Source organism: Enterobacter sp. BRE11, assembly GCF_031844285.1.
GTDB lineage: Bacteria > Pseudomonadota > Gammaproteobacteria > Enterobacterales > Enterobacteriaceae > Pantoea.
In genome coordinates this window covers 1-15312 of record NZ_JAUZUX010000028.1, presented here as the reverse complement: position 1 = coordinate 15312, position 15312 = coordinate 1, and the positions used below count along the sequence as shown (strand labels likewise).

The 15312-nt window shown below is 52.0% G+C and carries 29 protein-coding genes; all 29 read right to left on the bottom strand.

Translation table 11 applies throughout. From position 1 onward, the window contains the following. Positions 1-16: 16 nt before the first annotated feature. Entirely contained in the window at positions 17-637 is a 621-nt protein-coding gene (gene rpsD / locus Q9R34_RS20840; RefSeq protein ID WP_033752932.1) for a 30S ribosomal protein S4, read from the bottom strand. 32 nt (positions 638-669) lie between these two features. Continuing rightward, a complete protein-coding gene (gene rpsK, locus Q9R34_RS20835) occupies positions 670-1059 on the bottom strand; it encodes a 30S ribosomal protein S11 (RefSeq protein ID WP_004160563.1) in 390 nt (129 codons plus the stop codon). Positions 1060-1075: 16 nt separating this feature from the next. Beyond that, complete coding sequence (rpsM, locus tag Q9R34_RS20830; RefSeq protein WP_033752934.1) at positions 1076-1432, bottom strand: 30S ribosomal protein S13; 357 nt, start codon at positions 1430-1432, stop codon at positions 1076-1078. Positions 1433-1578: 146 nt separating this feature from the next. Next, complete coding sequence (gene rpmJ / locus Q9R34_RS20825; protein WP_004160566.1) at positions 1579-1695, bottom strand: 50S ribosomal protein L36; 117 nt, start codon at positions 1693-1695, stop codon at positions 1579-1581. Positions 1696-1727: 32 nt separating this feature from the next. Next, positions 1728-3059 (bottom strand): preprotein translocase subunit SecY, encoded by a 1332-nt coding sequence (gene secY, locus Q9R34_RS20820; RefSeq protein ID WP_033752936.1) that lies wholly within the window; start codon positions 3057-3059, stop codon positions 1728-1730. Between the two features lie 7 nt (positions 3060-3066). Further along, positions 3067-3501, bottom strand: coding sequence for a 50S ribosomal protein L15 (rplO, locus tag Q9R34_RS20815; RefSeq protein ID WP_033752938.1), 435 nt, complete (start codon positions 3499-3501; stop codon positions 3067-3069). Positions 3502-3504: 3 nt separating this feature from the next. Beyond that, entirely contained in the window at positions 3505-3684 is a 180-nt protein-coding gene (gene rpmD / locus Q9R34_RS20810; RefSeq protein ID WP_021186404.1) for a 50S ribosomal protein L30, read from the bottom strand. A 5-nt stretch (positions 3685-3689) separates the two neighbouring features. Continuing rightward, the gene (rpsE, locus tag Q9R34_RS20805) at positions 3690-4190 is read right to left on the bottom strand and encodes a 30S ribosomal protein S5 (protein WP_033792403.1); all 501 of its coding nucleotides are present in this window, start codon (positions 4188-4190) and stop codon (positions 3690-3692) included. Positions 4191-4204: 14 nt separating this feature from the next. Further along, positions 4205-4558 carry a 50S ribosomal protein L18 gene (rplR, locus tag Q9R34_RS20800; protein ID WP_033752941.1) on the bottom strand — a complete coding sequence of 118 codons (354 nt, stop codon included), beginning with the start codon at positions 4556-4558 and terminating at the stop codon, positions 4205-4207. A gap of 9 nt (positions 4559-4567) precedes the next feature. Further along, positions 4568-5101, bottom strand: coding sequence for a 50S ribosomal protein L6 (gene rplF, locus Q9R34_RS20795; RefSeq protein ID WP_434127073.1), 534 nt, complete (start codon positions 5099-5101; stop codon positions 4568-4570). Between the two features lie 12 nt (positions 5102-5113). Beyond that, the gene (gene rpsH, locus Q9R34_RS20790; protein WP_033752943.1) at positions 5114-5506 is read right to left on the bottom strand and encodes a 30S ribosomal protein S8; all 393 of its coding nucleotides are present in this window, start codon (positions 5504-5506) and stop codon (positions 5114-5116) included. A 33-nt stretch (positions 5507-5539) separates the two neighbouring features. After that, a complete protein-coding gene (rpsN, locus tag Q9R34_RS20785; protein ID WP_033752945.1) occupies positions 5540-5845 on the bottom strand; it encodes a 30S ribosomal protein S14 in 306 nt (101 codons plus the stop codon). 14 nt (positions 5846-5859) lie between these two features. Next, positions 5860-6399 carry a 50S ribosomal protein L5 gene (gene rplE / locus Q9R34_RS20780; protein WP_033752947.1) on the bottom strand — a complete coding sequence of 180 codons (540 nt, stop codon included), beginning with the start codon at positions 6397-6399 and terminating at the stop codon, positions 5860-5862. 14 nt (positions 6400-6413) lie between these two features. Then, the gene (rplX, locus tag Q9R34_RS20775) at positions 6414-6728 is read right to left on the bottom strand and encodes a 50S ribosomal protein L24 (protein ID WP_003850150.1); all 315 of its coding nucleotides are present in this window, start codon (positions 6726-6728) and stop codon (positions 6414-6416) included. Positions 6729-6738: 10 nt separating this feature from the next. Next, positions 6739-7110, bottom strand: coding sequence for a 50S ribosomal protein L14 (rplN, locus tag Q9R34_RS20770; RefSeq protein WP_006120590.1), 372 nt, complete (start codon positions 7108-7110; stop codon positions 6739-6741). 251 nt (positions 7111-7361) lie between these two features. Continuing rightward, entirely contained in the window at positions 7362-8714 is a 1353-nt protein-coding gene (locus tag Q9R34_RS20765; protein ID WP_485896291.1) for an 8-oxoguanine deaminase, read from the bottom strand. A gap of 317 nt (positions 8715-9031) precedes the next feature. Then, a complete protein-coding gene (rpsQ, locus tag Q9R34_RS20760; RefSeq protein ID WP_033752951.1) occupies positions 9032-9286 on the bottom strand; it encodes a 30S ribosomal protein S17 in 255 nt (84 codons plus the stop codon). Next, the gene (gene rpmC / locus Q9R34_RS20755) at positions 9286-9477 is read right to left on the bottom strand and encodes a 50S ribosomal protein L29 (protein ID WP_025902044.1); all 192 of its coding nucleotides are present in this window, start codon (positions 9475-9477) and stop codon (positions 9286-9288) included. Before rpmC ends, rpsQ begins: the two co-directional genes overlap by 1 nt. After that, a complete protein-coding gene (rplP, locus tag Q9R34_RS20750) occupies positions 9477-9887 on the bottom strand; it encodes a 50S ribosomal protein L16 (RefSeq protein WP_002438716.1) in 411 nt (136 codons plus the stop codon). Before rplP ends, rpmC begins: the two co-directional genes overlap by 1 nt. A 12-nt stretch (positions 9888-9899) precedes the next feature. Continuing rightward, positions 9900-10598 (bottom strand): 30S ribosomal protein S3, encoded by a 699-nt coding sequence (gene rpsC / locus Q9R34_RS20745; protein WP_009087585.1) that lies wholly within the window; start codon positions 10596-10598, stop codon positions 9900-9902. A gap of 17 nt (positions 10599-10615) precedes the next feature. Further along, positions 10616-10948, bottom strand: coding sequence for a 50S ribosomal protein L22 (gene rplV, locus Q9R34_RS20740; RefSeq protein ID WP_007891659.1), 333 nt, complete (start codon positions 10946-10948; stop codon positions 10616-10618). 13 nt (positions 10949-10961) lie between these two features. After that, on the bottom strand, positions 10962-11240 hold the full coding sequence (gene rpsS / locus Q9R34_RS20735; protein ID WP_001138115.1) for a 30S ribosomal protein S19: 279 nt from the start codon (positions 11238-11240) through the stop codon (positions 10962-10964). Between the two features lie 16 nt (positions 11241-11256). Next, positions 11257-12078 carry a 50S ribosomal protein L2 gene (rplB, locus tag Q9R34_RS20730; protein ID WP_033752967.1) on the bottom strand — a complete coding sequence of 274 codons (822 nt, stop codon included), beginning with the start codon at positions 12076-12078 and terminating at the stop codon, positions 11257-11259. A gap of 17 nt (positions 12079-12095) precedes the next feature. Continuing rightward, positions 12096-12398, bottom strand: coding sequence for a 50S ribosomal protein L23 (gene rplW / locus Q9R34_RS20725; protein WP_033752969.1), 303 nt, complete (start codon positions 12396-12398; stop codon positions 12096-12098). Further along, complete coding sequence (gene rplD / locus Q9R34_RS20720) at positions 12395-13000, bottom strand: 50S ribosomal protein L4 (protein WP_033752971.1); 606 nt, start codon at positions 12998-13000, stop codon at positions 12395-12397. The genes rplW and rplD overlap by 4 nt, the downstream gene beginning before the upstream one ends. A gap of 10 nt (positions 13001-13010) precedes the next feature. Then, positions 13011-13640 carry a 50S ribosomal protein L3 gene (gene rplC, locus Q9R34_RS20715; protein ID WP_033792404.1) on the bottom strand — a complete coding sequence of 210 codons (630 nt, stop codon included), beginning with the start codon at positions 13638-13640 and terminating at the stop codon, positions 13011-13013. A 32-nt stretch (positions 13641-13672) separates the two neighbouring features. Further along, the gene (rpsJ, locus tag Q9R34_RS20710; RefSeq protein WP_001181005.1) at positions 13673-13984 is read right to left on the bottom strand and encodes a 30S ribosomal protein S10; all 312 of its coding nucleotides are present in this window, start codon (positions 13982-13984) and stop codon (positions 13673-13675) included. Positions 13985-14361: 377 nt separating this feature from the next. Continuing rightward, positions 14362-14844, bottom strand: a complete 483-nt coding sequence (gene bfr / locus Q9R34_RS20705; protein WP_033752977.1) for a bacterioferritin — start codon at positions 14842-14844, stop codon at positions 14362-14364. Between the two features lie 105 nt (positions 14845-14949). Further along, positions 14950-15144 carry a bacterioferritin-associated ferredoxin gene (gene bfd / locus Q9R34_RS20700; protein WP_033752979.1) on the bottom strand — a complete coding sequence of 65 codons (195 nt, stop codon included), beginning with the start codon at positions 15142-15144 and terminating at the stop codon, positions 14950-14952. Between the last annotated feature and the right edge of the window lie 168 nt (positions 15145-15312).

Genomic DNA, 15312 nt, shown 5'->3' with positions numbered 1-15312 from the left:
TCTTTGGTACTAAGCTTTACTTGGAGTAAAGCTCGACGATCAGGTGTTCGTTAATGTCCGCAGACAGATCGGTACGCTCAGGAATACGCTTGAACACACCTTCCATCTTAGTCGCATCAACTTCCAGCCAGGTTGGCTTTTCACGCTGCTCAGCCAGCTCCAGAGCGGCCTTCACGCGAGATTGCTTTTTGGCTTTCTCGCGGATGCTTACGACATCATTCGGAGATACCTGATAAGAAGCGATGTTAACAACGCGGCCGTTAACCATTACAGACTTGTGGCTGACCAGCTGGCGTGCTTCTGCACGAGTGGCACCAAAGCCCATACGGTAAACTACGTTATCCAGACGACCTTCCAGCAGAGCTAACAGGTTTGCACCGGTGTTGCCTTTCAGACGTGCTGCTTCTTTATAGTAGTTGCGGAACTGACGTTCCAGCACGCCGTAGATACGACGAACTTTTTGTTTTTCACGCAACTGGCCGCCGTAATCAGACAGACGCGGTTTACGCGCACCATGCTGACCAGGGGCTTGTTCAATTTTACACTTGGAATCAATCGCGCGAACGCCAGACTTCAGGAAAAGGTCTGTGCCCTCACGACGGCTCAGCTTGAGCTTAGGACCCAAATATCTTGCCATTTTCTTTCTCCAACTATCCTAAAAACGCGGCGTTATACGCGACGTTTTTTCGGCGGACGACAACCGTTGTGAGGGATCGGAGTCACATCAGTAATATTAGTGATGCGGAAACCTGCGGCGTTCAGAGCACGAATTGTTGATTCGCGACCCGGACCCGGACCCTTAACCATAACTTCCAGGTTCTTAATACCGTAATCTTTCACGGCTTCTGCACAGCGCTCTGCAGCGACCTGAGCAGCAAACGGAGTAGATTTACGTGAACCGCGGAAACCGGAACCACCGGCGGTTGCCCAACCCAGCGCGTTACCCTGACGATCAGTAATGGTAACGATGGTGTTGTTAAAAGAAGCATGGACATGAGCCACGCCATCTGAGACTTGCTTTCTTACACGCTTACGTGCACGAACTGGTGCCTTTGCCATTATTTACTCACCCCGATTATTTCTTGATCGGTTTGCGCGGACCCTTACGGGTACGTGCATTGGTCTTAGTACGCTGACCGCGTACTGGCAGACCACGACGATGGCGCAAACCACGGTAGCAACCAAGGTCCATCAGACGCTTGATGCTCAGGGTGATTTCACGGCGCAGATCACCTTCAACAACGAATTTACCAACCGCATCACGCAGCTGGTCAATCTGTTCTTCAGACAGCTCACTGATCTTAACATCTTCAGCGATACCCGTTGCAGCACAGATGGCTTTAGAACGGGTCTTGCCGATACCGAAAATCGAAGTTAATGCGATAACGGTGTGTTTATGATCAGGAATGTTAATGCCTGCTATACGGGCCACTATGCACTCCTATAATTAAATAAATGCGCCCCATGCTGAAAAGCCCGTTTTCAGGATACTCAAATGGAAACGCATTGACATACAAAAGATTGGCTGGCTAATCTAGCCAGCTCAACCCGACTTTGCAAGAAAAATATGTGAAAAAATCAGCCCTGGCGCTGTTTATGCTTAGGCTCGGCGCTGCAAATCACACGTACGACACCGTCGCGACGGATGATTTTGCAGTTACGACATAATTTCTTGACGGAAGCACGAACTTTCATTTTTACTCTCCGTAACTTCTCAAGCGCCTGAATTAACGGCCGTAGCCCTTCAGGTTTGCTTTCTTCAATGCAGACTCGTACTGACTAGACATCATCAGAGTTTGCACTTGAGCCATAAAGTCCATGATGACGACCACTACGATGAGCAGTGATGTACCGCCAAAGTAGAAGGGAACTTTCATCGCATCACGCATGAACTCCGGGATCAGGCAAATAAAAGTAATGTACAGTGCGCCGATTAAGGTCAGACGCGTCATTACTTTATCGATATACTTCGCCGTTTGCTCTCCCGGACGAATTCCCGGTACGAATGCACCAGACTTCTTCAGGTTATCTGCCGTTTCGCGCGGGTTGAAAACCAACGCCGTATAAAAAAAGCAGAAGAAGATGATTGCAGTCGCATAGAGTAGCACATATAGCGGCTGTCCTGGCTGCAAATACAGCGAAATTGTTGTCAGCCAGTTCCAACCGGTACCGCCCCCGAACCAGGATGCTATCGTCGCGGGGAACAGAATAATGCTGGAAGCAAAGATAGCCGGAATAACGCCCGCCATGTTCACTTTCAACGGTAAATGTGTGCTCTGTGCAGCGTATACACGACGACCTTGCTGACGTTTCGCATAGTTCACCACAATGCGGCGCTGGCCACGCTCAACGAAAACAACGAAGAAGGTCACTGCAAATACGAGAACTGCAACCAACAGCAACAGAAGGAAGTGCAGGTCGCCTTGCCGCGCTTGCTCGATGGTATGGCCAATGGCCGGCGGAAGACCCGCAACAATACCCGCGAAGATAATGATCGAAATACCGTTGCCGATACCACGTTCAGTAATCTGTTCGCCCAGCCACATCAGGAACATTGTCCCGGTAACCAGACTTACAACAGCGGTAAAGTAGAAGGCAAAGCCTGGATTCAACACCAGGCCCTGCATCCCAGGCATATTCGGTAAACCGGTAGCAATACCGATTGACTGAAATATTGCCAATACCAACGTACCGTAGCGGGTGTACTGGCTAATCTTACGACGGCCAGCCTCCCCCTCCTTCTTAATCTCTGCCAACGCTGGATGAACCACCGTCAGCAGCTGGATAATAATAGAGGCCGAAATATACGGCATAATACCCAGCGCGAAGATTGAAGCACGGCTGAGGGCACCACCAGAGAACATGTTGAACATTTCAATGATGGTGCCACGCTGTTGCTCAAGCAGTTTGGCAAGTACAGCGGCATCAATACCAGGGATCGGAATAAAAGAGCCAATTCGGAAGACAATCAGTGCACCGATTACAAACAGCAGTCTGCGTTTCAGTTCACCAAATCCGCCTTTGGCACTTTGAAAATCTAATCCCGGTTGTTTAGCCATCTGCTACTTATTCCTCGATTTTACCGCCAGCAGCTTCGATTGCAGCACGAGCACCTTTGGTGACACGCAGACCGCGAACCGTTACCGGTGCAGAAACTTCACCAGACAGAATCACTTTCGCGAATTCAATCTGAACACCGATAATGTTGGCTGCTTTCAGCGTGCTCAGGTCAACGATACCGCCTTCCACTTTCGCCAGATCAGACAGACGCACTTCTGCAGTCACGAATGATTTGCGCGAGGTGAAGCCGAATTTCGGCAGACGACGGTACAGAGGCATCTGACCACCCTCGAAACCGCGACGTACGCCACCGCCAGAACGAGAGTTCTGACCTTTGTGACCACGACCACCGGTTTTGCCGAGGCCAGAACCGATACCACGACCCAGACGCTTAGAAGCGTGCTTAGAGCCTTCGGCCGGAGACAGAGTATTTAAACGCATCTGTTACTCCTCTACTTTCAGCATGTAAGAGATCGCGTTGACCATACCGCGTACTGCTGGCGTGTCTTCACGCTCAACGGTGTGGCCAATACGACGCAGACCCAGACCAACCAGAGTGGCTTTGTGCTTAGGCAGGCGGCCGATTGAGCTACGGGTTTGAGTGATTTTAATAGTCTTAGCCATCGTGATTACCCCAGAATTTCTTCAACGGATTTACCACGCTTGGCAGCGACCATTTCTGGAGAATTCATGTTTTCCAGGCCGTCGATAGTTGCACGAACCACGTTGATCGGGTTGGTAGAACCATAGGCTTTAGCCAGAACGTTATGAACTCCAGCGACTTCCAGAACGGCGCGCATTGCACCACCGGCGATGATACCGGTACCTTCTGAAGCCGGCTGCATGAACACGCGGGAACCCGTGTGCGCACCTTTAACCGGGTGCTGCAGGGTGCCGTTGGTCAGCGCGACGTTAATCATGTTGCGACGGGCTTTCTCCATCGCTTTCTGGATCGCTGCCGGAACTTCACGCGCTTTACCGTAACCAAAACCAACGCGGCCGTTACCATCACCCACTACAGTCAGTGCGGTGAAGGAAAAGATACGACCACCTTTCACAGTTTTAGAAACACGGTTTACCGCGATCAGTTTTTCCTGCAGTTCGCCAGCTTGTTTCTCGATGTGTGACATCCTAGACCTCTACCTTAGAACTGAAGGCCAGCTTCACGAGCAGCATCTGCCAGTGCCTGGACACGACCATGATATTGGAAACCGGAACGGTCGAAAGAAACATCTTTGATGCCTTTTTCGATAGCGCGCTCTGCAATAGCTTTACCTACTGCGGCAGCTGCATCTTTGTTACCGGTGTACTTCAGTTGTTCAGAGATAGCTTTTTCTACAGTAGAAGCAGCAACCAGAACTTCGGAACCGTTCGGGGCGATCACCTGTGCGTAAATGTGACGCGGGGTACGATGTACCACCAGGCGAGTAGCACCCAGCTCTTTGAGCTTGCGACGTGCACGGGTCGCACGACGGATACGAGCAGATTTCTTATCCATAGTGTTACCTTACTTCTTCTTAGCCTCTTTGATACGCACGACTTCGTCGGCGTAACGGACACCCTTGCCTTTGTAAGGCTCAGGACGACGGTAGGCGCGCAAGTCAGCTGCAACCTGGCCGATCACCTGCTTATCAGCGCCTTTCAGCACGATTTCAGTCTGAGTCGGACATTCTGCAGTGATACCCGCGGGCAGCTGATGATCAACCGGGTGAGAAAAACCCAGTGACAGGTTAACCACGTTGCCTTTGACGGCAGCACGATAACCAACACCAACCAGCTGCAGCTTCTTAGTGAAGCCTTCGGTAACACCGATAACCATGCCGTTCAGCAGTGCACGAGCGGTACCCGCCTGCGCCCAGCCGTTTGCAAAACCGTCGCGCGGGGCGAAGGTCAGTGCATTGTCAGCATGCTTAACTTCTACGGCATTATTGATAGTACGAGTCAGCTCGCCGTTTTTACCTTTAATCGAAATTACCTGACCGTCGAGTTTTACCTCTACGCCGGCAGGAACAACGACAGGTGCTTTAGCAACACGAGACATAGTTTCCTCCGATTACGCTACGTAGCAGATAATTTCGCCGCCAAGACCAGCCTGGCGCGCTGCACGATCAGTCATGACACCTTTAGAGGTAGAAATAACAGCAATACCTAATCCCGCCATAACTTTCGGCAGCTCATCTTTTTTCTTATAGATGCGCAGACCTGGGCGGCTGACACGCTGAATGCTTTCTACAACAGCTTTACCCTGGAAATACTTAAGAGTCAGTTCCAGTTCCGGCTTGATGTCGCCTTCAATTTTGAAATCTTCAATATAACCTTCTTCCTTCAGCACGTTGGCAATTGCCACTTTCAGCTTGGAGGAAGGCATGGTGACCGCAGCTTTGTTCGCGGCCTGACCGTTACGGATACGGGTCAGCATATCCGCGATCGGATCTTGCATGCTCATCTGTCTTTACTCCCGTGATTCAATTGGTGACAATTACCAGCTAGCCTTTTTCAGACCCGGGATTTCACCGCGCATAGCGGCTTCACGGACCTTGATACGGCTCAACCCGAACTTCCGCAGGAAACCGTGCGGACGACCTGTTTGACGGCAGCGGTTACGCTGACGAGACGGGCTGGAATCACGCGGCAGAGTCTGCAGCTTGAGAACAGCGTTCCAACGATCTTCGTCGGTTGCGTTCACATCAGAAATGATCGCTTTCAGTTCAGCGCGTTTTGCGAAGAATTTGTCTGCTAATTTCACACGCTTAACTTCGCGTGCTTTCATTGATTGCTTAGCCATTAAGTAACCCTACCTTACTTGCGGAACGGGAAGTCAAAGGCAGTCAGCAGAGCACGGCCTTCATCATCAGATTTCGCAGTAGTGGTAATGGTGATATCCAAACCACGAACGCGATCGACTTTGTCGTAGTCGATTTCTGGGAAGATGATCTGCTCACGAACGCCCATGCTGTAGTTGCCACGACCGTCGAAAGACTTCGCGGACAAACCACGGAAGTCGCGGATACGCGGTACAGCAATGGTGATCAGACGCTCAAAGAACTCCCACATGCGCTCGCCGCGCAGAGTTACTTTACAGCCGATCGGATAGCCCTGACGGATTTTGAAGCCTGCAACTGATTTGCGTGCTTTGGTGACCAGCGGTTTTTGACCGGAGATTGCTGCCAGGTCAGCTGCTGCGTTTTCCAGCAGTTTCTTGTCAGCGATCGCTTCACCAACACCCATGTTCAGGGTGATCTTCTCGACCCGAGGGACTTGCATGACAGAAGTGTAGCCAAACTCTGTCATGAGTTTCTGGACTACTTCGTCTTTGTAGTAATCATGCAGTTTCGCCATCGTACTACTCCAAATTACTTGATAGTTTCGCTGTTAGACTTGAAGAAACGGACTTTTTTGCCGTCTTCGAATCTAAAGCCTACACGGTCAGCCTTGCCGGTTGCCGCATTGAAAAGCGCAACGTTAGAAACCTGAATAGCGGCTTCTTTTTCAACGATGCCACCTGGTTGGTTCAGAGCCGGAACCGGCTTCTGGTGCTTCTTAACCAGGTTGATGCCTTCAACGATGACCTTGCCAGAAGACAGGACATTCTTAACTTTACCGCGCTTACCTTTATCTTTGCCGGTCAGCACGATAACTTCGTCGTTACGACGGATTTTCGCTGCCATTGTTCGCTCCTTAGAGTACTTCTGGTGCCAGAGAGATAATTTTCATGAACTTTTCAGTACGAAGTTCACGAGTTACCGGCCCAAAAATACGTGTTCCGATTGGCTGCTCGCTGTTATTGTTCAAAATAACGCATGCGTTACCATCGAAGCGAATGACAGAACCGTCCGGGCGACGAACACCCTTCCTGGTGCGCACCACTACCGCCTTCAGGACATCACCTTTTTTCACCTTACCACGCGGAATTGCTTCCTTGATGGTAACTTTGATGATATCGCCGACGCCTGCGTAGCGACGGTGCGAGCCACCCAGAACCTTGATACACATTACGCGACGTGCACCGGAGTTGTCGGCGACGTTCAGCATAGTCTGTTCTTGGATCATTTTAGTGCTCCGCTAATGTCAACTACTACTTCGGGACCCAAAATTCAGGTCGTTAGAAAGCCCCATATTTGAGGGCGCGGCATTATAACACCGGTTCTCACAGATGGGTAGAAAAAATGAACGACTCAGCAATGGAGCCGCTTATTTTCCCTGATAACAGGGAGGGCGTATTCTAGGGAATAGTCTCAGCAGTAGCAAATGTAATCTGCCTTATTTTTCGACACTCGCCATTGTCTCCCCGTTTAATGCCTTCAGGCCATCAGCTGCGCAGCCAACTGGTTGTGGCGATGAAGCACGCCCGGCAGGTCGATAACCGTCAATTCTCCGCGGCGCACCACCACTTTTCCATTGATAATGCTATAGGCCACCTGACCTGGATTGCAGAAGACCAGCGCCGCGACCGGATCGTGCCCTGCCCCGGCCAGTCCCAGCCGGTTAAGATCGAAGACCGCCAGGTCCGCCTGCATGCCGGGCGCAATGACGCCGATGTCATCGCGGTTCAGCACCTTCGCGCCGCCCCGCGTCGCGAGCTCCAGCGCCTGGCGCGCGCTCATCGCGTCGGGGCCAAAGCCGACCCGCTGCAGCAGCATCGCCTGACGCGCTTCGCCGATCATGTCGGAACTGTCGTTTGAGGCGGAGCCGTCAACCCCAAGCCCAACGTTAACGCCCGCGTCGCACATATGCCGTATCGGCGCGATACCGGAGGCGAGACGCATATTGGAGCAGGGACAGTGCGCCACGCCGGTACCGGTGCGCGCAAACAGCGCGATGCCGTGGTCATCAAGCTTCACGCAGTGCGCGTGCCAGACGTCGTGCCCTACCCAGCCGAGATCCTCGACATACTGCGCTGGCGTCATATTGAACTTCTCGCGGCTGTAGCGGATATCGCTGTCGTTCTCCGCCAGGTGGGTATGCATAGAGACGTTGTAGTGACGAGCCAGCGCCGCGGATTCTTTCATCAGTTCGCGGCTAACTGAGAAGGGAGAACAGGGCGCGACGACGACGCGCAGCATGGCGCCGCGGCGGCTGTCGTGGTAGCGCTCGATAACGCGCTGAGTATCTTCGAGGATTGCCGCCTCTCTCTCTACCAGGCTGTCTGGTGGCAGGCCACCCTGCTTCTGACCAACACTCATGCTGCCACGGCTGGAGTGAAAGCGCATGCCCATCTCCGCCGCCGCCGCGATGCTGTCGTCGAGCCGGCAGCCGTTGGGATAGACGTAAAGGTGATCGCTGGTTGTAGTGCAGCCGGAGAGCATTAGCTCGGCCATCGCCGTCTGCGTGGAGACATGAATCATTTCCGGCGTCAGCTTCTGCCAGATGGGATAGAGGTGCGTCAGCCAGTTGAATAGCTCACCGTTTTGTACCGACGGCACAACGCGGGTGAGGCTTTGATACATATGGTGATGCGTGTTAATCAAGCCCGGGAGTACGATGTGCCCGCGCAGGTCGATAATCTCGTCTGCGCTTTGCGGCAGCTCGTCCGCTGAGCCGACCGCCTCAATTTTGTCGCCTTTTATGTAGATGCTGCCGTTGCGAATCTCGCGGCGCGCATCATCCATACAGACGACCCTCTCAGCATTTCTTAGTAACAGAGTCCGTTGCATCCCATTGCCCTTCTGCTGCGGTGAGTGATGCATGGATAGTATCGTCTCTTTTTTTGTCAGGCCAACAGAAGGGATCGCCGCCAGCAGCGGCACGCTAAGCAGAGACCGACGAAGCCGGTCGGGGGATTGCTTTTTCACGCTACGCTTCCTTGTCCAAATGAGAAACTGACTGCGGTGCCCTTGCCGCAGCACAAGCGTTAGCCATTATGAACAGGTCTGCAGCCGATTATTTAGCCATTGCTGGGAATGGGGTGGATAGCAGGCAAAAAAAAACCCTCTGCCGAGGCAGAGGGTTTCTTCAGAAAAAGCAGTTCCTGTTACAGAACGGCTTTCTCGATGACGCGAACCAGAGTCCAGGATTTGGTCTTGGACAGCGGACGGGTTTCGCGGATTTCAACCACGTCACCAATACCGCATTCGTTGTTCTCGTCATGGATGTGCAGCTTAGTCGTACGCTTAATGAATTTACCGTAGATCGGGTGTTTCACGAAACGCTCGATAGCGACAACTGCAGATTTCTGCATTTTGTCACTAACAACACGACCTTGCAGAGTACGGATTTTATCGGTCATTACGCACCCGCCTTCTCAGTCAGTAAAGTCTTAACGCGTGCAACATCACGGCGAACCTGTTTCAGCAGATGGGTCTGCTGCAGTTGGCCAGATGCTGCCTGCATGCGCAGGTTAAACTGCTCACGCAGCAGATTAAGCAGCTCAGTGTTCAGCTCTTCAACGCTTTTTTCACGCAGCTCTGTTGCTTTCATTACATCACCGTCTTAGTAACAAAGGTGGTTTTGATAGGCAGTTTTGCTGCTGCCAGCTTGAAGGCTTCACGGGCCAGCTCTTCTGGTACGCCGTCCATTTCATACAGGACTTTACCAGGCTGAATCAGGGCAACCCAATACTCCACGTTACCCTTACCTTTACCCATACGCACTTCCAGCGGCTTCTCGGTGATCGGTTTGTCCGGGAATACACGGATCCAGATCTTACCTTGACGCTTAACTGCACGGGTCATAGCACGACGTGCTGCTTCGATCTGACGAGCAGTCAGACGACCACGGCCAACAGCTTTCAGACCGAAAGTACCGAAGCTAACATCCGTACCCTGCGCCAGACCGCGGTTGCGGCCTTTGTGCACTTTACGGAATTTTGTACGCTTTGGTTGTAACATCAGCGACTCTCCTTACTTACGGCCTTTACGCTGCTGCTTTTTAGGTTGAGCAGCCGGTTCCGGTTGTTCAACAGCAGCCATACCACCCAGGATCTCGCCTTTGAAGATCCATACCTTAACGCCGATTACACCATAAGTGGTGTGCGCTTCAGAGGTGTTGTAGTCAATGTCAGCACGCAGAGTGTGCAGCGGTACGCGACCTTCACGGTACCATTCGGTACGTGCGATCTCAGCTCCGCCCAGACGGCCGCTAACTTCAACTTTGATACCTTTAGCGCCCAGACGCATGGCGTTCTGAACAGCGCGCTTCATCGCACGACGGAACATCACGCGACGCTCCAGCTGTGAAGTGATGCTGTCAGCAACCAGTTTCGCGTCCAGTTCCGGCTTACGGACTTCGGCGATATTGATCTGTGCAGGTACGCCAGCGATGTTCGCGACGACCGTACGCAGCTTCTCTACGTCTTCACCCTTTTTACCGATAACGATACCCGGACGAGCGGTGTGAATGGTCACACGGATGCTCTTAGCCGGACGCTCGATAACGATGCGGGATACAGACGCTTTTGCCAGTTCTTTAGTCAGGAACTGACGAACTTTAAAATCGCTGTCCAGGTTGTCAGCGAATTCTTTGGTGTTCGCAAACCAGGTAGAGTTCCATGGTTTTACAATACCCAGGCGAATACCATTAGGATGTACTTTCTGACCCATTGCTAGTCTCCAGAGTCTCAGCGATCGGACACAACCACAGTAATGTGGCTGGTGCGCTTCAGGATGCGATCTGCACGACCTTTAGCACGCGGCATAATGCGCTTCATGCTCGGGCCTTCGTCTACGAAAATTTTCGCGACTTTCAGATCGTCGATATCAGCGCCATCGTTGTGTTCGGCGTTAGCAATGGCAGATTCCAGGACCTTCTTAACCAGTACAGCCGCTTTCTTGTTGGTGTAGGTCAGAATATCCAGAGCCTGCGACACTTTCTTACCGCGAATCAGGTCAGCAACAAGGCGAACCTTCTGAGCAGAAGAACGAGCATGGCGATGTTGAGCAATAGTTTCCATCTCTTCCTCCTACTTATTTCTTCTTGGCTTTCTTATCAGCAGCGTGGCCGCGATAAGTACGTGTCGGTGCAAATTCACCCAGCTTGTGGCCGACCATTTCGTCGGAAACAAAGACAGGAACGTGCTGACGACCATTATGGACAGCGATGGTCAAACCGATCATGTTAGGGAAGATCGTTGAACGACGGGACCAGGTGCGCAGGGGCTTCTTGTCTCCGCTTTCCACCGCTTTCTCTACCTTCTTCAGCAAGTGCAGGTCAATAAAAGGACCTTTCTTGAGAGAACGTGGCATGGCTTATCCTCTAAAATTATTTGCTACGGCGACGTACGATAAATTTATCAGTACGCTTGTTGCTACGGGTCTTCTTACCTTTGGTCTGAACGCCCCACGGAGTGACCGGGTGCTTACCAAAGTTACGACCTTCACCACCACCGTGCGGGTGATCGACTGGGTTCATCGCGGTACCGCGAACGGTCGGACGAACACCACGCCAGCGAGTTGCACCAGCTTTACCCAGAACGCGCAGCATATGCTCAGCGTTGCCGACTTCGCCCAGGGTTGCGCGGCAATCAGCTTCGATTTTGCGCATTTCGCCTGAACGCAGACGCAGGGTAACGTAGGAGCCTTCACGCGCAACGATCTGCACGTAAGCGCCAGCAGAGCGAGCGATCTGACCGCCTTTGCCCGGCTTCATTTCTACGTTGTGCACGGTAGAACCCACCGGGATGTTACGCATCGGCAGGGTGTTACCTGCTTTGATCGCAGCATCAACGCCAGACTGAATCTGGTCGCCGGCTTTCAGGCCTTTAGGGGCCAGGATATAACGGCGCTCGCCATCTTTGTACAGAACCAGTGCGATGTTCGCAGAACGGTTCGGATCGTACTCAAGACGCTCAACAACTGCCGGGATACCGTCTTTGTTGCGTTTAAAGTCAACAATACGGTAAGCCTGCTTGTGACCACCACCGATATGACGGGTAGTGATACGACCATTGTTGTTACGACCACCGGATTTGCTGTTCTTTTCGATCAGCGGGGCAAAAGGTTTGCCCTTGTGCAGCTCAGGGTTTACCACTTTCACGACGTGGCGACGACCCGGAGATGTCGGTTTACATTTAACAACTGCCATTGTCTTTCTCCTCCGACTTACTCAGCGCCGCCGACGAAGTCCAGGTTCTGGCCTTCCTTCAGGGTGACGTAAGCTTTTTTCCAGTCGCTGCGACGACCGATACGCTGTCCGTGACGCTTAGTTTTCCCTTTAACAACCAGGGTGTTCACGTCTTTAACTTCTACTTCGAACAGTTTTTCAACAGCAGCAACGATCTCTGCTTTGGTCGCGTCTTTAGCAACTTTGAGAACGATGGTGTTGGTTTTTTCCATCGCAGCAGACGCTTTTTCAGATACGTGCGGCGCGCGCAGTACTTTCAGCAGACGTTCTTCACGGATCATGCCAGCATCTCCTCAACTTGCTTAACTGCATCAGCAGTCATAACGACTTTGTCGAAGGCGATCAGGCTAACTGGGTCGATACCCGCTGCATCGCGCACGTCAACCTTGTACAGGTTGCGAGCGGCCAGGAACAGATTCTCATCCAGTTCACCGGTGATGATCAGCACGTCTTCCAGCGCCATGTCTTTCAGTTTCTGTACCAGCAGCTTGGTTTTCGGTGCTTCTACAGAGAACGTCTCGACAACGATCAGACGATCTTGACGTACCAGTTCGGACAGGATGCTTTTCAGCGCGCCGCGGTACATCTTTTTGTTAACTTTTTGACTGTGGTCCTGCGGACGCGCAGCGAAGGTCACGCCACCTGAACGCCAGATCGGGCTCTTTACAGAACCTGAACGCGCACGGCCGGTGCCTTTCTGACGCCACGGCTTTTTGCCTGAACCAGTTACTTCAGCACGCGTTTTCTGCGCGCGGGTACCCTGACGGGCGCCTGCAGCGTAAGCAACAACAACCTGGTGAACCAGCGCTTCGTTGAAATCACGACCGAAGGTAGTTTCGGAAACAGTCAGCGCGCTCTGCGCGTCTTTCAGTACTAATTCCATTGCTATCCCCTTACGCCTTCACAGCTGGTTTAACGATAAGGTCGCTACCGGTCGCACCCGGGACAGCACCTTTCACCAGCAGCAGGTTGCGCTCAGCGTCAACACGTACCACATCCAGGCTCTGAACGGTTACGCGCTCATTACCCAGCTGACCTGCCATTTTCTTGCCCTTGAACACTTTGCCCGGAGTCTGGTTCTGACCGATAGAACCCGGAACGCGGTGCGAAAGGGAGTTACCGTGGGTAGCGTCCTGGGTACGGAAGTTCCAGCGCTTAACGGTACCTGCGAAACCTTTACCTTTAGAGGTACCGGTTACGTCTACTTTTTTAACGTCAGCGAAAATTTCAACACTGATGCTCTGGCCAACTGAGTACTCTTCACCTTCAGCGGTGCGGAATTCCCACAGACCACGGCCAGCTTCAACGCCAGCTTTAGCAAAATGACCAGCTTCAGGTTTGGTCACACGGTTCGCTTTTTTCGCACCGGTGGTAACCTGGATTGCCTGGTAACCATCGTTCTCCAGGCCTTTGACCTGAGTAACGCGGTTTGCTTCAACTTCGATTACGGTTACTGGGATAGAGACGCCGTCTTCAGTGAAGACGCGGGTCATACCCACTTTTTTACCGACTAAACCAATCATTGTATCAACCTCTCAATCGCTCGATGACCTGATTAACCCAGGCTGATCTGCACGTCTACACCGGCAGCCAGATCCAGACGCATCAGAGCATCAACGGTTTTTTCAGTTGGCTCAACGATGTCTACCAGACGCTTGTGAGTGCGGATTTCGTACTGATCGCGCGCATCTTTGTTGACGTGCGGAGAGATCAGAACGGTGAAGCGCTCTTTACGAGTCGGCAGCGGGATCGGACCACGAACCTGCGCACCAGTGCGCTTGGCGGTCTCAACGATTTCCGCGGTTGATTGATCGATCAGACGATGATCAAACGCTTTAAGACGGATACGGATTCTTTGGTTCTGCATGAGACCAGAGCTCCAAACTTTTTATAGACGAAAAAAATTACTACTCGCACCCATTACGATTGATGGGAGAGTGTAATCGTTCAGCATATAACTCCACAATTGGGAGTATTGTCAGGCGACCTAACATGCTGCCGCCTGCGATTCTGCTCGAATCGCGCCTGCTAATATTGGCAAGCCCGCGCATTATACGTAAATCTGCTCAGGAAGCAACCCGTGTTCTGTTTTTAACCTTATTTTATAGCGGTATTATTGCGGCGGAATGTGGCGCAGCGTAGTACAGGCGGGCGGGTGCATCGAAATAAGGCGTAAAAGTACAAGCCCGCTTTTGCTCTCTGACGGCTAAAACGGGCTCTCTCATAGGGTGCTTCACGGCTAATTTACTCTTCGTCTCTTTCCCGGATTTGCGCCTGCAGGTAGTTCTGAATGCCCAGCTTATTGATGAGATCGAGTTCGGTCTCAATCCAGTCGATATGGTGCTCTTCATCCGCGAGGATTTCTATCATCATGTCGCGACTGACGTAGTCGTGCACCTTATCGGCATAGGCAATAGCTTCGCGCAGATCTTTCGCCCCTTCCAGCTCCAGCTGGAGATCGGAACGCAGCATCTCCTCTACATCTTCGCCAATGCGCAGCCGGCCTAAATCCTGCAGGTTGGGAATCCCCTCCAGAAACAGAATGCGCTCGATATATTTATCAGCATGCTTCATCTCGTCGATGGATTCATGGTACTCCGTGTCGTTGAGGCGCATCAGCCCCCAGTTTTTGAACATCCGCGCATGAAGAAAGTACTGATTGATAGCAACCAGTTCATTTCCCAGCAATTTATTAAGATGGCTTATGATTTTAATGTCGCCCTTCATTTTGCTTCCTCCGCTTCCAGTTAAATAAGAGCGTAGATGCGGATAAAAAGAAGTCAAAAAAACGCGACAAAATTTGTGGGTATTAAAGCCAGTGCATATGGAGAATCAGGCGATCTCTTTATAGAGCGGCACATTTTGCAGCTCATCTTCCATGATTTCTCGCGCTACGCGGATGCACTTGCCGCACTGCTTCCCGACCGGGACAAGCTGGCGCAGCTGCTGGATAGATTTAGGCTGATAGCGGCGAACCGCTTCGCGAAGGGTTTTGTCACTGACGGCGTTACACAAACAGACGTACATTCACTGCTCACCTCGATCGTTTTATGATCAAAGAGTAAATGAGAATCGTTTTTATTTCAAACCTAAGATTAGTGTGGATAAGGTGGCCTGAGCAGGCTTCAGACATAAAAAAAGAGCACCGAAGTGCTCTTTTCTGCTCTGGTGGCCCGAAGGCCACCTGGCTAACGC

Bases quoted from the DNA above. Each gene is read 5' to 3' on its own strand.
- rplR (WP_033752941.1), bottom strand. From the start codon at position 4,558: ATGGATAAGAAATCTGCTCGTATCCGTCGTGCGACCCGTGCACGTCGC.
- rpsK (WP_004160563.1), bottom strand. From the start codon at position 1,059: ATGGCAAAGGCACCAGTTCGTGCACGTAAGCGTGTAAGAAAGCAAGTC.
- rplX (WP_003850150.1), bottom strand. From the start codon at position 6,728: ATGGCAGCGAAAATCCGTCGTAACGACGAAGTTATCGTGCTGACCGGC.
- rpsJ (WP_001181005.1), bottom strand. From the start codon at position 13,984: ATGCAGAACCAAAGAATCCGTATCCGTCTTAAAGCGTTTGATCATCGT.
- rplP (WP_002438716.1), bottom strand. From the start codon at position 9,887: ATGTTACAACCAAAGCGTACAAAATTCCGTAAAGTGCACAAAGGCCGC.
- Q9R34_RS20765 (WP_485896291.1), bottom strand. From the start codon at position 8,714: ATGCAACGGACTCTGTTACTAAGAAATGCTGAGAGGGTCGTCTGTATG.
- bfr (WP_033752977.1), bottom strand. From the start codon at position 14,844: ATGAAGGGCGACATTAAAATCATAAGCCATCTTAATAAATTGCTGGGA.
- rpsN (WP_033752945.1), bottom strand. From the start codon at position 5,845: ATGGCTAAGCAATCAATGAAAGCACGCGAAGTTAAGCGTGTGAAATTA.
- rplF (WP_434127073.1), bottom strand. From the start codon at position 5,101: ATGTCTCGTGTTGCTAAAGCACCTGTCGTTGTTCCTGCCGGCGTAGAG.
- rpmD (WP_021186404.1), bottom strand. From the start codon at position 3,684: ATGGCTAAGACTATTAAAATCACTCAAACCCGTAGCTCAATCGGCCGC.
- rpmJ (WP_004160566.1), bottom strand. From the start codon at position 1,695: ATGAAAGTTCGTGCTTCCGTCAAGAAATTATGTCGTAACTGCAAAATC.
- rplD (WP_033752971.1), bottom strand. From the start codon at position 13,000: ATGGAATTAGTACTGAAAGACGCGCAGAGCGCGCTGACTGTTTCCGAA.
- rpsD (WP_033752932.1), bottom strand. From the start codon at position 637: ATGGCAAGATATTTGGGTCCTAAGCTCAAGCTGAGCCGTCGTGAGGGC.
- rplW (WP_033752969.1), bottom strand. From the start codon at position 12,398: ATGATCCGTGAAGAACGTCTGCTGAAAGTACTGCGCGCGCCGCACGTA.
- rplC (WP_033792404.1), bottom strand. From the start codon at position 13,640: ATGATTGGTTTAGTCGGTAAAAAAGTGGGTATGACCCGCGTCTTCACT.
- rpmC (WP_025902044.1), bottom strand. From the start codon at position 9,477: ATGAAAGCAACAGAGCTGCGTGAAAAAAGCGTTGAAGAGCTGAACACT.
- rpsS (WP_001138115.1), bottom strand. From the start codon at position 11,240: ATGCCACGTTCTCTCAAGAAAGGTCCTTTTATTGACCTGCACTTGCTG.
- secY (WP_033752936.1), bottom strand. From the start codon at position 3,059: ATGGCTAAACAACCGGGATTAGATTTTCAAAGTGCCAAAGGCGGATTT.
- rpsC (WP_009087585.1), bottom strand. From the start codon at position 10,598: ATGGGTCAGAAAGTACATCCTAATGGTATTCGCCTGGGTATTGTAAAA.
- rpsE (WP_033792403.1), bottom strand. From the start codon at position 4,190: ATGTCACACATCGAGAAACAAGCTGGCGAACTGCAGGAAAAACTGATC.
- rpsQ (WP_033752951.1), bottom strand. From the start codon at position 9,286: ATGACCGATAAAATCCGTACTCTGCAAGGTCGTGTTGTTAGTGACAAA.
- bfd (WP_033752979.1), bottom strand. From the start codon at position 15,144: ATGTACGTCTGTTTGTGTAACGCCGTCAGTGACAAAACCCTTCGCGAA.
- rplO (WP_033752938.1), bottom strand. From the start codon at position 3,501: ATGCGTTTAAATACTCTGTCTCCGGCCGAAGGCTCTAAGCACGCTTCT.
- rpsH (WP_033752943.1), bottom strand. From the start codon at position 5,506: ATGAGCATGCAAGATCCGATCGCGGATATGCTGACCCGTATCCGTAAC.
- rplB (WP_033752967.1), bottom strand. From the start codon at position 12,078: ATGGCAGTTGTTAAATGTAAACCGACATCTCCGGGTCGTCGCCACGTC.
- rplE (WP_033752947.1), bottom strand. From the start codon at position 6,399: ATGGCGAAACTGCATGATTACTACAAAGACGAAGTAGTCCAGAAACTC.
- rplV (WP_007891659.1), bottom strand. From the start codon at position 10,948: ATGGAAACTATTGCTCAACATCGCCATGCTCGTTCTTCTGCTCAGAAG.
- rplN (WP_006120590.1), bottom strand. From the start codon at position 7,110: ATGATCCAAGAACAGACTATGCTGAACGTCGCCGACAACTCCGGTGCA.